14 protein-coding genes, 1 tRNA gene and 1 pseudogene are annotated in these 15,366 nt (G+C 62.3%); 6 read left to right on the top strand and 10 right to left on the bottom strand.

Features of this window, described 5'->3' with window-relative positions; genetic code table 11:
• Nucleotides 1-34 precede the first annotated feature (34 nt).
• Nucleotides 35-1,507, bottom strand: coding sequence for an NAD(P)H-hydrate dehydratase (locus AB6O04_RS14840; RefSeq protein ID WP_368564861.1), 1,473 nt, complete (start codon nucleotides 1,505-1,507; stop codon nucleotides 35-37).
• A 235-nt stretch (nucleotides 1,508-1,742) separates the two neighbouring features.
• Here AB6O04_RS14840 and queG point away from each other — a divergent pair, with 235 nt between their 5' ends.
• Nucleotides 1,743-2,813 (top strand): tRNA epoxyqueuosine(34) reductase QueG, encoded by a 1,071-nt coding sequence (queG, locus tag AB6O04_RS14835; protein ID WP_368564860.1) that lies wholly within the window; start codon nucleotides 1,743-1,745, stop codon nucleotides 2,811-2,813.
• Between the two features lie 218 nt (nucleotides 2,814-3,031).
• Here queG and pgi read toward each other — a convergent pair whose 3' ends face one another.
• The 6 genes and pseudogenes from pgi to pcnB all read right to left on the bottom strand — a co-directional run.
• Nucleotides 3,032-4,552: a glucose-6-phosphate isomerase gene (pgi, locus tag AB6O04_RS14830; protein ID WP_368564859.1), complete on the bottom strand. Its 1,521-nt coding sequence runs from the start codon at nucleotides 4,550-4,552 to the stop codon at nucleotides 3,032-3,034.
• Nucleotides 4,549-4,929, bottom strand: a complete 381-nt coding sequence (gene panD / locus AB6O04_RS14825; RefSeq protein ID WP_368564858.1) for an aspartate 1-decarboxylase — start codon at nucleotides 4,927-4,929, stop codon at nucleotides 4,549-4,551. Before panD ends, pgi begins: the two co-directional genes overlap by 4 nt.
• A gap of 387 nt (nucleotides 4,930-5,316) precedes the next feature.
• Nucleotides 5,317-6,159 carry a pantoate--beta-alanine ligase gene (panC, locus tag AB6O04_RS14820; RefSeq protein ID WP_368564857.1) on the bottom strand — a complete coding sequence of 281 codons (843 nt, stop codon included), beginning with the start codon at nucleotides 6,157-6,159 and terminating at the stop codon, nucleotides 5,317-5,319.
• 38 nt (nucleotides 6,160-6,197) lie between these two features.
• Complete coding sequence (gene panB, locus AB6O04_RS14815; RefSeq protein WP_368564854.1) at nucleotides 6,198-7,010, bottom strand: 3-methyl-2-oxobutanoate hydroxymethyltransferase; 813 nt, start codon at nucleotides 7,008-7,010, stop codon at nucleotides 6,198-6,200.
• Complete coding sequence (folK, locus tag AB6O04_RS14810; RefSeq protein WP_368564853.1) at nucleotides 7,007-7,522, bottom strand: 2-amino-4-hydroxy-6-hydroxymethyldihydropteridine diphosphokinase; 516 nt, start codon at nucleotides 7,520-7,522, stop codon at nucleotides 7,007-7,009. Before folK ends, panB begins: the two co-directional genes overlap by 4 nt.
• Nucleotides 7,519-8,832: pseudogene (gene pcnB / locus AB6O04_RS14805) on the bottom strand (polynucleotide adenylyltransferase PcnB); the annotation flags it as partial. The pseudogene pcnB and the gene folK, both read right to left, overlap by 4 nt.
• Before the next feature lie 125 nt (nucleotides 8,833-8,957).
• Here pcnB and AB6O04_RS14800 point away from each other — a divergent pair.
• A tRNA-Glu gene (locus AB6O04_RS14800) sits at nucleotides 8,958-9,032 on the top strand.
• 257 nt (nucleotides 9,033-9,289) lie between these two features.
• Here AB6O04_RS14800 and AB6O04_RS14795 read toward each other — a convergent pair.
• Nucleotides 9,290-9,994, bottom strand: a complete 705-nt coding sequence (locus tag AB6O04_RS14795; protein ID WP_368564851.1) for a pirin family protein — start codon at nucleotides 9,992-9,994, stop codon at nucleotides 9,290-9,292.
• Between the two features lie 504 nt (nucleotides 9,995-10,498).
• Between AB6O04_RS14795 and fdxA the strand changes: the two genes are divergently transcribed.
• Nucleotides 10,499-10,822: a ferredoxin FdxA gene (gene fdxA / locus AB6O04_RS14790; RefSeq protein ID WP_368564850.1), complete on the top strand. Its 324-nt coding sequence runs from the start codon at nucleotides 10,499-10,501 to the stop codon at nucleotides 10,820-10,822.
• Between the two features lie 229 nt (nucleotides 10,823-11,051).
• Here the strand turns inward: fdxA and AB6O04_RS14785 are convergent, their stop codons facing one another.
• Entirely contained in the window at nucleotides 11,052-11,573 is a 522-nt protein-coding gene (locus AB6O04_RS14785; RefSeq protein WP_368564848.1) for a hypothetical protein, read from the bottom strand.
• A 16-nt stretch (nucleotides 11,574-11,589) separates the two neighbouring features.
• On the bottom strand, nucleotides 11,590-12,495 hold the full coding sequence (gene dapA, locus AB6O04_RS14780) for a 4-hydroxy-tetrahydrodipicolinate synthase (RefSeq protein WP_368564847.1): 906 nt from the start codon (nucleotides 12,493-12,495) through the stop codon (nucleotides 11,590-11,592).
• A gap of 190 nt (nucleotides 12,496-12,685) precedes the next feature.
• On the opposite strand from dapA, the gene AB6O04_RS14775 reads away from it, so the two are divergent.
• From AB6O04_RS14775 to AB6O04_RS14765, 3 genes are all read left to right on the top strand, one after another.
• Entirely contained in the window at nucleotides 12,686-13,246 is a 561-nt protein-coding gene (locus AB6O04_RS14775; RefSeq protein ID WP_337344975.1) for a glycine cleavage system protein R, read from the top strand.
• Nucleotides 13,246-13,728: a peroxiredoxin gene (locus tag AB6O04_RS14770; protein WP_368564846.1), complete on the top strand. Its 483-nt coding sequence runs from the start codon at nucleotides 13,246-13,248 to the stop codon at nucleotides 13,726-13,728. The genes AB6O04_RS14775 and AB6O04_RS14770 overlap by 1 nt, the downstream gene beginning before the upstream one ends.
• A gap of 187 nt (nucleotides 13,729-13,915) precedes the next feature.
• Complete coding sequence (locus AB6O04_RS14765; RefSeq protein ID WP_368564845.1) at nucleotides 13,916-15,313, top strand: PhoH family protein; 1,398 nt, start codon at nucleotides 13,916-13,918, stop codon at nucleotides 15,311-15,313.
• Nucleotides 15,314-15,366 lie beyond the last annotated feature (53 nt).

Below are 15,366 nucleotides of genomic sequence, written 5' to 3'. Positions count from 1 at the left end.
AGATGGCAAGCGCAGCAAGACTTTGAACAGGTTGTTACGGGTTCGCCAACCGTCGTAGATGCGGCATCAGATCGGAAGGCAGTAAACCGCGCTGCCCATCCCAAGCCGCCTCATCGCCGGCCAGCGAATGCAGCAGCGCGCCCGCGCTGGCCGCATCGAATGCATTCAGGCCTTGCCCGCGCAAAGCTGCAATCACACCGGTCAATACATCGCCCATGCCGCCCACCGCCATGCCGGGGTTGCCAGCATCGATCACGCGCGGCATATGCTCCGGCGCCGCGACTATCGTTCCCGCACCTTTCAGCACCACTGCGGCGCCGAAGCGATCGGCAATGGCCTGCGCGGCAGTAAAGCGATCGCGTTGCACGTCCGCGGTATCAGTTCCGAGCAAGCGCGCGGCTTCGCCTGGATGCGGGGTCAGAACGGCGTCGTGCAAAAGACGGGGCGCGGCGGCTAGCAGATTCAAGCCATCGGCATCGATCACCAGTGGCTTGCCTGCGTCCATCGCTAAACGGAAGACCGCGCGCGACCATTCGCTCTGCCCCAATCCTGGACCGAGCGCGATGCAGTCGGTGCGCTCCAGTAAAGGCTGCAGGTCCTGATCAGATTCCACAGCACGCGCCATCGCTTCCGGCCTGCGGGCAAGCAGCGGCGCAACGTGCGCTTCGCGGGTCGCCACGCTCAGCAAGCCGGCGCCGCTACGCAACGCTGCTTCCGCGCAAAGCAGGATCGCACCGCCGCTGCCATGATCCCCTCCGATGCAAAGCACGCGTCCGGATTCGCCCTTATGGGTATTGCGCCGGCGTGGCAGCAACCACACTGCCAGCGCATCGGCGCTCAGCAAACTTGCGAAAGCCGTTACATGGTCGAAGCTGGCGGGCGGCACGTCCAACGCATCCATATCCAATGCGCCGGTGTATTCCAATGCTTCGCCGGTATACAGACCCACGTGCCGTGCGATGAACTGCAATGTCCGATTGGCGATAACGGCGACACCCGGCACCGCACCGGTAGCCGCATCGACACCGCTGGGAACGTCCAACGAAAATACCGGCACTGCCTGCGCGTTGATCGCCCCAATCAGCGCCAACGATTCCGCATCCGGCGCGCGCGCAAAACCGATCCCGAATAATCCGTCGACGACTATATCGGCCGGCGGCAGCGCTGCTCGGAACAGTTCCACTTGCCCGCCCGCCGCAACATATTCTGTACAAGCGCGCTGAGCCAGTTCGCTGCGGGGAGAATGTGAAGGCAGGTGTACCACCTGCACGGTGCGACCCGAGCGGCGCGCCAACCACGCCAGCACATAGCCATCGCCGCCATTGTTGCCCGGTCCGCAGACCACCACTATGGATTGCGCGTGTGGCCAGTGCAGCAACAGGTATTGCCAGGCGGCCAGTCCGGCACGCTGCATCAAGGTATAGCCATCGCCCCCCAACAGCTCCGTAGCGCATGAATCCAGCTGCCGCGCGGCAGGGGTACCGTACAAAGGAAAGGTGCCGGACATGGTGCTGATTCTAGCGGGAATGGGGAATGGGGAATGGGGAAGCGGTGAGCAGGGAAGGCTCCGCGTTTGCCTCCCCCTTGTTAAAAGGGGAATTGAGGGGGATTTGCTTTTTGCTCTTTAGAAGCAACAGCAAATCCCCCGTAGCCCCCTTCTAAAAGGGGGCAAAAGCCCGATATTTTACCGACCACCCACACCCATCGGCCAGGGTTTATCCGCTGGCTTCTATACTTCCCACATGTCTTCGCTGCCTGCCCGCACGCCCGACCCCGCCGCTCTCGCCCAGCGTGTGCGGACGCTCGCGCGCGAGTTGGGCTTCCAGCGCTGCGGCATCACCGGCATCGAATTGGCCGAAGACGAACACCACCTGCGCGATTGGCTGGCACAGGGGTTGTACGGCTCGATGGAATGGATGGCACGCCACGGCGACAAGCGCGCCCGGCCGGACGAACTGATCCCCGGCACATTGCGGGTGATTTCGGTTGGCTTGGACTATGGCCGCAACGATAGCGATGATGCCTGGAATACATTGCACGAAGGCGAACGCGCCTATGTCGCGCGTTATGCACTGGGTCGCGATTATCACAAGCTGATGCGGCAACGCTTGCAGAAGCTGGCAGAGCGCATCCAAGCGGAAGTGGGACCCTTTGGCCACCGCGTTTTCGTCGATTCGGCGCCCGTGCTGGAACGTGCGCTGGCACGCAATGCGGGGCTGGGCTGGATCGGCAAGCACACATGCTTGATCGACAAGGATGGTGGCTCCTGGTTCTTCCTGGGTGAGATCTATGTCGATCTACCGTTGCCAATCGATCCACCCGCTAGTGCGCATTGCGGCACCTGCACCCGCTGTATAGATATCTGCCCTACCCAGGCGATCACCGCGCCGTATCGACTGGATGCGCGCCGCTGCATTTCCTATCTGACCATCGAACACGAAGGTGCGATTCCGGAGGAGCTACGGCCCGCTATCGGCAACCGTATTTTTGGTTGTGATGATTGCCAGTTGGTGTGCCCTTGGAACAAGTTCGCCAAGCGCACTGACGAGCCCGATTTCCGTGCGCGCAACGACCTGGACACCGCTACGCTGCCGCAGCTGTTCGCTTGGACGGAAGAGGAATTCCTTCATCGCACCGAAGGCTCGGCGATCCGCCGCAGCGGTTACGAACGCTGGTTGCGCAATATCGCTGTGGCGTTAGGTAATGCCCCTGCTACGCCGTCGGTATTGACCGCACTTGCTTCACGTCGGGATGATCCATCACCCCTGGTGCGGGAGCATGTGGCTTGGGCGTTGACGCAGCATCAAGCGTAGAACCAGGGCCGCGCAGAATCGCGTCCTTGTGGGAGCGACGTGAGTCGCGACCGGAAACATCAACGTCGCGACTTACGTCGCTCCCACAAGACTTGATTCGTGGCCTGTCGTAGAGCCGAGCTTGCTCGGCTGCTCTTCGATCTGCACATAACAAACAAAAAAATAGAAGTAGCGGAGCCCTCAAGGGAGTACAAGCACAAGCTCCGCCCTGCGTGTGGTTAACGCGAGCGTGCATTGATCTCCGACAGCAACGCACGTGTGACCGGATCGCCCGGCTCGGCCTCACCCTTCAACGCCGGCAACAGACCGCTCGCCAACTCCTTACCCAATTCGACACCAAACTGATCGAACGCGTTGATGCCCCACAGCACCGACTGCGCGTAGACGCTGTGCTCATACATCGCGATCAGCGCGCCCAGCGATTGCGGAGTCAGTGCGTCAAGCAAGATCATTGTGCTGGGACGGCCACCCGGATAGCTGCGGTGCGGGTCATCGTTGGCCTGACCATTAGCCAGCGCTTCGCTCTGCGCCAGCAGATTGGACATCAACGCCAGGTGGTTTTCCGCGTATGAATCGTCGTTGCTTACGGTACCCACGAAATCCAGCGGCACGATCCCAGTGCCCTGATGCAATGCCTGGAAGAAACTGTGCTGTACATCGGTACCCGCGCCACCCCACCAAACCGGCACGGTGTCGACCGTGACCGGACTGCCATCCAAGCGCACTCGCTTACCCAGGCTTTCCATTACCAGTTGCTGCAGATAAGCCGGTAATAACGCCAAGCGTTGGTCATAGCTCATCACGCCCTGCGCCGCGTGACCCAGCGCATTGCGGTTCCACACGGCGGTCAGCGCGTGACGCACCGCGATATTCTCGGCAAGCGGCGATTTCAACGCATGGGCATCGAAGTCAGAGGCGCCAGCCAGCAGTCCCTCAAAGCGGTCGAAGCCGATCGCCAACGCGATCGGCAAACCGACGGCCGACCACAACGAATAGCGTCCACCCACCCAATCCCACATCGGCAGCACGCGCTCAGCTGCGATGTCGAACGCGCTCGCCGCACGTTCGGGATTGGCGCTGACGGCGTATAGACGTTCGCTGCCACCCAGCCAATCGCGCAGGATGCCGCCATTGAGCAGGGTTTCCTGGGTTCCGAAGGTCTTGGAAATCAGAATGGCCGCGGTGCGCGCAGGGTCCAGCGGTGCCAGCACGCGCTGCGCGGCGGCGCCGTCGACGTTGGACAGGAAATGCACGCGGAAACGGCCCGACGCCGGATCGCGCAGCGCATCGGCCACTAGACGCGGGCCTAGATCGGAGCCGCCGATGCCAACGCTGACGATGTCAGTGATGTTGCTGGCCTGCAGCTCGGCGATCAACGTCGCCATGCGACCGCGGACCTCAGTGGCCGAAGCGAAAGCCGCGCGCGCTACCGCCGAATCGGAATGATTGCCGCGCAATGCGGTGTGCAGGGCTGCGCGACCTTCCGTGACGTTGACCTTCTCGCCGTCGAACAGGCGGCGGAACGCGGTAGGCAGATCGCGCGCTTCGCCCATCGTCAGCAGCGTATTCAGCGCCTCGCGGTCGTAGAACTGTCTTGCGAAATTGACGTATAGCGGACCTGCACGCAATGCGAAGTCGTGCGCACGGGCCGGGTCCTGCTTCAGCAGCGCCGGCAGGCTAGCGCCGCGAAGGCGCTCCGCATGGGACTGCAATACATCGAAACCCGGCTTCGTGTTCATGCGGCCTGCTTGGGAATGGAATGGTTGGTGTGGGTGATCTTGTTCTGCCCATCCACGTAGATCAGCTTGGGCTGGAAACGCGCCGCTTCTTCCTCACTCATGCCGGCAAACGCAGCGATGATGATGAGATCACCGATCTGCACATGCCGCGCTGCACCGCCGTTGAGCGAAACGATGCCGCTGCCTTCATCGGCACGGATGGCGTAAGTGGAGAAGCGCGCGCCGTTGGTCACATCCCAGATATGCACCTGTTCGAACTCGCGGATGCCGCTGGCGTCCAGCAACAGGCCATCGATGGCGATGGAACCTTCATAGTTCAGTTCGGCGTGGGTGACGGTGGCGCGATGAATCTTGGTTTTGAGCAGGCTGATTTGCATGGGAAATGGCATTTTCAGGTGAGGTAAGAGTCTAGCAGCGTGGTGGTGAGCGGCGAATTGGGAATTGGGAATTGGGAAACGGGAAACGGGAAACGGGAAACGGGAAACGGGAAAGGCTCTGGCTTTGCCTCCCCTTGTAAAGGGGGATTGAGGGGATTTGCTTTGCTCTTAGAAGCAACAGCAAATCTCCGTGGTCACTGATGCGGAGGTTTTTCCCTTCTCCCTCCGGGACAAGGTGCCCGGAGGACGGATGGGTGAATGGCAATGACTCGCCATCGGCATTTACTGCAAGCGGACACCTCATTCCCTCATCCGTCGCTGCGCGCCATCCCCGCCTTCGCGAGGGCAGGCTCTTCTCCCGGAGGGAGAAGGAAAAGCCTGTCCCAATCACCACTCCAGATTGTCGATCAGCCGCGTCTTGCCCAAACGGGCCGCAATCAACGCCACTCGCGGGGTTTGCTCCCCATCCTGAGGCTCGCTCAGATCAGGGCGGCGCACGACGGTGTAATCCACCGCAAAACCGACCTCGGAAAGCCGGCGAGCGGCGGCGGTTTCCACGTCCAGGCGCGGCTGGCCGGCGGCAATGCCATCGCGCATTGCCAGCAACGTCTTGCGGATCTCCGCGGCGCGCGGGCGCTCTTCCGCAGATAAGTACTGATTGCGCGAGCTCATCGCCAGGCCGTCGCTTTCGCGGACGATGCTGCCGGCCAGGATTTCGATCGGAAACGCCAGATCGCGGACCATCTGGCGAATCACCGCCAGTTGTTGGAAGTCCTTCTTCCCGAACGCCGCCACATCCGGCTGCACCTGATTGAACAAACGGGTGACGACCGTGCAGACGCCATCGAAGTGGCCCGGTCGGTGCGCGCCTTCCAGCAGGCTGCTGACGCCCGGCACATGCACCTTGGCAGCCAGCTCGACGCCGAAGGGATACATCGATTCCACCGTGGGCAGCCACAGCACGTCGCAACCGGCGCCTTCCAGCCCGGTGGTGTCGGCTTCCGGGGTGCGCGGATAACGGGTGAAATCTTCGCTGGGCCCGAACTGCGTGGGATTGACGAACACACTGGACACCACGCGGTCGCTGTACTGCCGCGCCAGCATCACCAGCGAGTAGTGGCCGGTGTGCAGATTGCCCATGGTGGGCACGAAACCGACCCTCAGACCCTCGCGCTTCCAGCCATTGACGCGGGCGCGCAGCGCCTCCAGTTCGGTGATGGTTTCGATCATCGGTGCTCTTGTTCCGCTTTCAGGGCGCGGCTGCGCGGTCAGTACGAATGGTCGGCGTCGGGAAATGCGCCGCTGCGCACCGCGTCGGCAAAAGCGCGCACCGCGCCGGCGACCGAACCGCCGTCGGCCAGGAAATCCTTGACGAACTTGGGCCGCCGATGGCCGGTATCCAGGCCGAGGAAATCGTGCAGCACCAGCACCTGCCCGTCGCAACCGGGGCCGGCGCCAATACCGATGGTGGGAATCCCAATAGCGGCGGTGATCGACGATGCCACCGAAGAAGGCACGCATTCCAGCACCAGCATTGCGGCGCCGGCTTCCGCCACAGCTTGCGCATCGGCGCGCAGTCTTGCCGCGGCAACTTCGTCGCGGCCCTGCACTTTATAGCCACCAAACTTGAGCACCGATTGCGGCGTCAACCCCAAGTGCGCGCACACCGGAATATCGCGCTCCACCAGAAACCGGATGACGTCCAGCTTATGGCCGGCGCCTTCCAGCTTGACCATCTCCGCACCCGCTTGCAGCAGTGCGATGGAAGCATCCAGCGCGCGTTCCGGCGTGGCATCGGATTGGAACGGCAGGTCCGAGATCAGCAGAGCGCGCTGCAAACCACGCGCCACCGCGGCGGTGTGATAGATGATGTCTTCCACATTCACCGGCAAGGTCGAATCATGCCCCTGCACCACCATGCCCAGGGAATCGCCCACCAGCACCAGATCCACGCCGTTGGCGTCCAGCACGCGGGCGAAACTGTTGTCGTAGGCGGTCAGCATCACCAGCTTGCGCTTGTCGCGCTTGGCGTCGGCTAAAGCGGGAACGGTCCAGGGTTTGCTGTCGGTGTGAGTACTCATAGCGTTTCATTATCCACGCATAACGGTTGGATATTCGACAGATCCAACTCGGACACAGCGTCCCGCGCAGGGCCGTAACCCGGAATACGGGCCTCCGGCGCGATTTCCAGCAATGGCACCAGGGCGAATGCCCGCTGGTGCAGATGCGGATGCGGCACATGCAACCCGGGTTGGTCGATCACCTCATCCGCATACAACAGCAGATCCAGGTCCAGCGTGCGTGGCCCCCAGCGAGTGGCGTCCAGCCGGTCGCGACCGAACTCGCGCTCGGTCGCCAGAAGTGCCTCCAGCAGCTCGTGAGCTGCCAATTGGGTCTCCAGCTTCGCCACGGCGTTAATGAAATCGGGCTGATCTTCGACGCCCCAGGCCGGGGTACGGTAAAGCCGCGACGCCTGCATCAGCTTGCTTCTGGGCAGACGGCCCATTGCGTCGATGGCCTGCCGCAAGGTCAGCGCGGCATCACCCAGATTCGCACCCAGGCCGACGAAGGCCACCACCTTGCTGCCGCTCATTCCGGCGGAGCGGAAACGCTGCTGCGACGGCGACGGCGACGGCGGCGCTTGGAAGGCGGCGCGTCCTCGTCGGTATAGCTGTCCCCGGGAACGGCGACGCCCAACGTGGCGGATAGCTCTTCGCTGGACTGGGTTTGCGCCTCACGCCAGAAGGCGACGTCGTCGGCATGCTCGCTGGAGGCCGCCAAGCGCAGCACCAGGAAATCGTAGGCCGCGCGGAAACGCGGGTGCGAAAGCAAGCGCATCACCCGTTTGCGCTGGCGATTGGCGAAGCGCGTCTGTAGCAGCCAGATTTCCTGCATCGGCAGCGAAAACCGGCGCGGCAAAGCGACGGTGGTCACTTGGTGCAGCGTTACGCGGTCAGCGGCGCGCCGCTGTGCTTCTTCGGCATGCACGCCTTGCGCCTGCAGCGCCATCAACGCGCGGCAATAAGCCGGCCACAACAACAGGGCGAACAGGAAAGCGGGCGATACGGGTTCGTCGTTGGCCACCCGCCGGTCGGTGCCCTGCAGCCCTTCCAACAGCATCCGGCGCAGGGCGCCGCTGCGGTTGGACGCCAGCGCCGCCGCCGTCTCCGGCAACAGCGCCTGCACCAGCCCGAATCGCTCCAGGCCTTCGAAACTGGCGACCGCATGCCCGGAAAGAAACAGCTTGAGTATTTCTTCGAACAAACGCGCAGGTGCGGCCGAGCCCAGCAGCGGGGCCAACCGCGCGATCGGTTCGGCGGTGCCCGCCTCGATTTCGAAATTCAACTTGGCCGCCAGCCGCACACCGCGCAGCATGCGCACAGGATCTTCTCGATAGCGCTCTTCAGGGTCGCCGATCAACTTGAGCGTGCGCGCCTGTACGTCCTCGAAGCCGCCGACGTAGTCGCGAACCGAGAAGTCCTCGATGGCGTAATACAGCGCATTGGCGGTGAAGTCACGGCGCACGGCATCGTCTTCGATGCTGCCGAATACGTTGTCGCGGACCAATCGGCCGTTGTCCATCTCGCGATCGCCGCTGCCATCATCGATGTTGGCGCGGAAGGTGGCGACCTCGATGATCTCCCGGCCGAACACTACATGCGCCAACCGGAAGCGGCGGCCGATCAGCCGGCAATTACGAAACAGTTGCTTGACCTGCTCCGGGGTGGCGTCCGTGGCTACGTCAAAGTCCTTGGGGTGCCCGCCCACCAGCAGATCGCGTACCGCTCCACCCACCAGGTAACCGGTGAAGCCCGCATCGCGCAGGCGGTAGAGCACGCGCAACGCGTTGGGACTGATGTCCTTGCGCGAAATCGTGTGCTGATCGCGGGGAATGATTCGCAGAGCGGCTTGCGAGGTAATGATGGCGATTCCGAAAGGACGAAGACAGGGCCGGCCACTATAACGGGCGATTGCCCGAGGCCGTGGCCGCCGCATATACTAATGCGTCTGCCGAGCATCACCCAAACGCTCCCTTCGTCTAGTGGTTAGGACGTGGCCCTCTCAAGGCTAAAACAGGGGTTCGAGCCCCCTAGGGAGCGCCATTTCCGGTAGTTGGCAGCAATTCAAACCTCGGCAGGCGCCAGTAACGGCCTGCCTGAGCGGCTGACGATCTCGCGTCATTACCTTCCTCGCTGGCTCTTCCTCGCTGTTGTAGGAGCGGCGTCTCGCCGCGAGCTCTTCGCTTCTATCGCAGCCTGGCAGGAAGAGCTCGCGGCGAGACGCCGCTCCTACAAGGGCTGTTTCATTGAGGCCGATGGCTGCCAACACAGTAACGCGCCAACCGGAAATCTTCGGCCGCTCAATGCCGTGGCAGATCGAACACCAGCACTTCCGCGCTGCGGCCGCCTGCGATACTGATCAGCGATTCGTCTTCCAACAGCAAGGCATCGCCCGCTGAAAGGGCATGTCCGTTCACCGACACCTCGCCGCGCGCCACATGCACATAGCCCAGCCGACCCTCAGCCAAGTCCAGTTCGGCATTTTCGTCCTCATCAAACAACCCGGCGTACATCCGCGCATCCTGATGGATGCTGACGGAACCATCGCTACCGTCCGGACTGACCACCAGCCGCAGGCGTCCCTGCTTCTCTTCCGCCGAAAAACGCTTTTCCTCGTATGAAGGCGCCACACCAGTGCGATTGGGAATGATCCATATCTGCAGGAAATGGGTGGTCCCTGCGTCGCTGTAGTTGTACTCCGAATGCTGCACGCCAGTGCCGGCACTCATGCGTTGCACGTCGCCAGGCACGATGCTGGAACTGTTGCCCATCGAGTCCTTATGGCCCAGCGCACCTTCCAGGACATAGCTGATGATCTCCATGTCGCGGTGGCCGTGCTCGCCAAAACCGCGACCTGCCGCCACACGATCTTCGTTGATCACACGCAACGGCCCCCAGTGCACGTGGTGATCGTCGCGATAGTCGGAGAAGGAGAAGCTGTGCCAGGAATCCAGCCAACCGTGGTCGGCATGGCCGCGTTCGTTGGCGGGACGAAGAGTAATCATGGCGAACTCGTCTTTAGTGGAGGAAGTTGCGCAAGGATGAGGCTGGCCCGCCGTGACGATAAGACCGTCAGGCGTCAATGGATTGTCCTATTTTTGTATTAAATATTGGTTTTATGCCGACAATAGATCGGAACACGAGACAAATGCACAGGCCAGACAAGGCCCAACGCAGTAGTTCAAGGCCCGGTAGCACGCGGCATTCCAACGCTTTCTCCTACGCCAGCACCACCCTGACCGACCATAACGCCGCGTCGGCGAAATTCTTGTCACTACCTCGGTTCGCTCGGAGCCAACCGGATGAATATCGCCGCTGGCGCTGCTGCCGCTACGACATTCCGGCGCCCACGTTCTACACCAGGATCGAGAAGCCCTCGGCTTGATCCGTCATTCGGCTGTTGAGAGGCGTCTCCGACGCAAGCAGGCACCCGGCGCATTGAGTTGTGGGGCCATGCGATATAGATGCATTAAACTTGCAGGGTTACCGCGGATCGAATCGATACCTCAATGCCCTTCGTCGTCACCGAAAACTGCATCAAATGCAAATACACCGACTGCGTGGAAGTGTGCCCGGTGGATTGCTTCCACGAAGGCCCCAATTTCCTGGTGATCGATCCGGACGAATGCATCGATTGCACCCTCTGCGAACCGGAATGCCCGATCAATGCGATCTACCCGGAAGACGACGTACCCGCGGGACAGGAAGGCTATGTGCAGTTAAACGCCGAGCTGTCGAAAGCCTGGCCGGTCATCACCACCCGCAAAGAGCCATTACCCGATGCCAAGGAGTGGGAAGGCAAACCGGACAAGCTGTCGCTGCTGGAACGCTGAGCAGCTGGCCTTTCGTAGAGCCGAGCTTGCTCGGCTGCTCGCCAATCCGTCACGAAGAAAGGGCAAAGCAACAGAACGGGCCGATCACATACCCTGTGGGAGCGACGTGAGTCGCGAGGTTGATGTTTCCGGTCGCGACTCACGTCGCTCCCACAGAGATCGAATTCCAAACAATCGAATAAAAAAAGGGCGCCATTGGCGCCCTTTTTTCGGCGAAAGGGGTAAAGCCTCAACCGCCCAGCTTAGCCTTCAACGCCGCCATCAACTTCGTCGGTGCTTCCCCGGTAGCCGGCAGACCGCGGGGATCTACCGCCGAGACATAAGCACCGGCTTCGACACCAACGACACGCACCAGGAAGTTCGAACCTTCATAGGCAACGTCATACGTACCCAGCAGCTGCGCGCGGCTGGCAATGTTGACGCCTTCGATGCCGCCTAGCGCATCGCCGACCTTGGCGAAGACTTCATCGCGCGAGCCGGCGACATTAAACCCGCCGGACGCCGGCGCGGCGGTAGCAGAGGAGCTGGCGCTTGGCGCAGCCGCCTGCCCGCCCGCCGACGGTATCTGCATGGCACCTGAGGTGCTGGGCAGGTTGAGATCCGGCGGCACTTCCAAGGGACGGGTTTCCGGGCTGAGGGCGTAATCGCCCTTGGCGCCTTTCTTGAACCACTTGCAGCCGGAAAGGCCGGCAACGGAGACGGCCAACAGCGCAAGGGCAAGCGAGCGCGAAAGGGAAGACGAGAAACGCATGGTGAGCTCCTAAAGTTCAGGCCGCGATGGTTTCGCGGCTGGATTGTTCCAGCGTCATCGCCATCGCGGCGAGGCGATCGGCGGTGGCGCGGTGGGGTTCCGACAACGGCAACAGCGGCAGGCGCAAGCCTTCGCCGATGCCGAAGCGCTGCAGCAGCGCCTTGACGGGAATGGGGTTGGATTCGACGCCGAGGAAGCCGTAGAACTCCTGCAATTGCGCATCCCAGCTTTCGGCGGCGGCGCGGTCGCCCCGACGGGCCAGATCGCAGAGCCTGCGGAATGCGCCGGGCAAGGCGTTGGAACCGACCGAAATCAAACCATCAGCGCCAGCCAGCATGGCGCGGCAAGCAGTCGGATCGTCACCGCTCAACACGGCGAAAGCGTCGCTACGCAATGCCAGCAGCGCGGCCATGCGTTCGGGTTCGGAGCGCGCTTCCTTGATACCGACAATGTTCGGATGCGACGCCAGTTCGGCCACCGTCTCCGGTAGCAGGTCGCAGCCGGTGCGGCCGGGCACGTTGTACAGCACCACCGGCAGTCCACCTTGCTCGGCGACGGCTTGGTAATGCGCGATCAGCCCCGCCTGGGTGGGACGAACATACGGCGGTGTAACGACCAGCGCCAGCTCAGCGCCCCCGGCGGCCGCGCGGCGAGTCTGCGCGATGGTCTTGGCGGTGTTCATCTGGCCTGTACCAGCCAATATCGTCATACGCCCGGCGACGGTTTCGACCGCGATACGCAGCACCGTGTCGAATTCCTCATCCGACAGTGCCGCGGCTTCGCCGGTGGAACCTGCCACGACGATGCCTTGCGTGCCGCCCTGGGACTGCTGTTGCAGCAAACGGCGCCAAGCGTCCAGGTCGAGAGCGCCAGCCGCCGTAAACGGCGTGGCCAGTGCGGTGATGCTGCCGGAAAGATGCAAGATGAGGGCTCTCTGGAAATTTTTTCGTTCTGCTCGAACCTGTGCTCGAACACGTGTCGGGGCGGAGGCTCGGAACAACCGTGACGGCCGCATGTTACTTGCGGCGCGAAAGCGCGGGCAAGTATGCTGCACTCAGCGTCGGGCGGTCGCCCGGCCGCCATTCAGACTAGCAGCACTGCCGGAAGCCCCTTTGACCGATTCCACGCCCCGGCCCTCGCCGACCGAAAACCACCTCCTGATCAACGCCTATACGACGCATCCGGAGTCGCCGCTGTTGTCGGTGACGCGCCGTATCGCCGACAGCGGGTGCAACCTGGTCGACGCGCGCCTGTCCACCGTGGGGCGGGACGTGTCGGTTACCGCCCTGGCCACCGGTTCATGGGATGCGGTCGCCAAGCTGGAAGCCATGCTGACCCGGCTGGAGCGCGAAGAAGGTTTCAAGCTGGTCTGGTACCGCACTGGGCCAAAAGTGGTTCAGTCCAACCTGCTGCCGTACATCGTGGAAGTGGTGGCGGCCGACAAGCCCGGCATCCTGTTCCAACTGGCCGATTTCTTCGACCGCCAGGGCATCACCATCGAAAACCTGCAGAGCACCCGCTACCGGGCCATGCAGACCGGCGCTGAAATGTTCTCCGCGCAGGTAACCATCGGTGTGCCGGCCAATATGCACATCGCCGCGCTACGCGACGATTTCCTCGAATTCTGCGACCATCTGAACCTGGACGCGATCATGGACCCGATGAAATTCTGATGCCAACCGGCGCGAAGGCTTTACCCAAGACCACGCTTAATCTGCCGCTATCTCTGTCGGGCGGCGACACCGCCAAGCTCGCCGACTATTCCGGCCAGTGGCTGGTGCTGTACTTCTATCCCAAGGACAGCACGCCCGGCTGCACCACCGAAGGCCTCGATTTCAACGCACTGCTGCCCAAATTCAAGAAGCTGGGCGCCAGCGTCCTGGGCGTATCTCGCGACTCAGTCAAATCGCACGACAACTTCTGCGCCAAGCAGGGCTTCACGTTCCCGCTGGTCAGCGACGCCGATGAAAAGCTGTGCAAGGCTTTCGACGTCATTCACGAAAAGAACATGTACGGGCGTAAGGTGTTGGGCATCGTCCGCAGCACCTTTCTGATTTCGCCCGATGGCCGCATCGCGCAGGAATGGCGCGGCGTGAAAGTCCCCGGCCATGCCCAAGCCGTGCTGGAAGCCCTGAAGGCGGCCCAGATCAAGTGATGCCCCCGGTTTACCTACCCACCCACTGCCCCGCTCCGCGGGTCGCGGTGGCTTGCGGCCGTTCGCGACTTCGCCGCGTTGCTCCACGCTCTGGTAGAGCGGAGCTTGCTCCGCTGCTTTGCCTCCGCTCTACAAAACCTCACCGTCAATCCTCTTTTCCCACCCAGCACCCTAGGACTGCCCGCTGATGACCCGAAGCAAGCGCATCTATGTGATGGACACCAACGTGCTGATGCACGACCCCACCGCGCTATTCAAATTCGAGGAGCACGACGTCTTCCTGCCCATGCAGGTGATCGAGGAACTGGACAACGCCAAGAAAGGCACGTCCGAAGTCAGCCGCAACGCACGCCAGGTCAGCCGCTTCCTCGATGAACTGATTGAAGGCGCCGGTGCCGAGCACATCCAGGCCGGGATCGTCCTCACCCATCCACAAGGCTTGCAGCTCAACCGCAACCAGATCGGCAAGCTGTATTTCCAGACACGTCCGGCGGATCCCGGCCGCACCTTCGGCACTGTGGCGCCAGACAACAAGATCCTGGCTTCGGTGCTGGAACTGCGCGATGAAAACCCGGAGATCCCGGTCATCCTGGTGTCCAAGGACATCAACCTGCGTATCAAGGCCGCCATCAGCGGACTGACCGCCGAGGATTACGAGAACGACCGCGCGCTGGATGATTTCAGTCTGCTCTACACCGGCGCCACCGAGCTGTCGGAAGACTTCTGGCACTCGCACAACGCGGATCTGCGCAGTTGGAGCGACAAGGGCCGCACCAGCTACGAAGTGACCATGACCAAGGACGAGGATTGGTACCCCAACCAGTTCCTGTACCTGCCCGGCGAAGACGAAGTGGAACTGCGGGTGGTACGCATCAGTCCCGACCGCCGCGCCACCCTGACCCTGGTCGACGACTTCCGCAGCGGCCAGCACGCCGTGTGGGGCATCGCCGCGCGCAACCGGGAACAGAATTTCGCACTCAATGCGCTGATGGACCCGGAGATCGATTTCGTCAGCCTGCTGGGCACCGCCGGCACCGGCAAGACCTTGCTCGCCTTGGCTGCGGGCTTGGCACAGACGATGGACCAGCAGCGCTACCGCGAAATCATCATGACCCGCGCCACAGTGAGTGTCGGCGAAGACATCGGCTTTCTACCCGGCACCGAAGAGGAAAAGATGACGCCGTGGATGGGCGCACTGACCGACAACCTGGAAGTGCTGACGCACAACCAGGAAGGCGGCGCCTGGGGCCGCGCGGCCACTAACGACTTGTTGGCCAGCCGCATCAAGATCCGCTCGATGAACTTCATGCGCGGCCGCACCTTTCTCAGCCGTTATCTGATTTTGGACGAGGCGCAGAACCTCACGCCCAAGCAGATGAAGACCCTGATCACCCGCGCCGGCCCCGGCACCAAGATCGTCTGCCTGGGCAACGTGGAACAGATCGACACGCCCTACCTCACCGAAACCACCTCGGGCCTGACCTACGCCGTCGACCGCTTCAAGAATTGGGCCCACAGCGCCCACATCACCCTACGCCGCGGCGAACGCTCGCGTTTGGCGGATTACGCGTCCGAGGTGCTTTAAGACGCGTGAGTTGGGAAAAGCTTCTGCTTCGCCTCCCCCTTTGCAAAAAGGGG

Source organism: Pseudoxanthomonas sp. UTMC 1351 (genome assembly GCF_040948865.1).
Lineage (GTDB): Bacteria > Pseudomonadota > Gammaproteobacteria > Xanthomonadales > Xanthomonadaceae > Pseudoxanthomonas_A.
The sequence above is the reverse complement of the archived record's forward strand: the minus strand, read 5'-3'. Positions and strand labels throughout refer to the sequence as shown.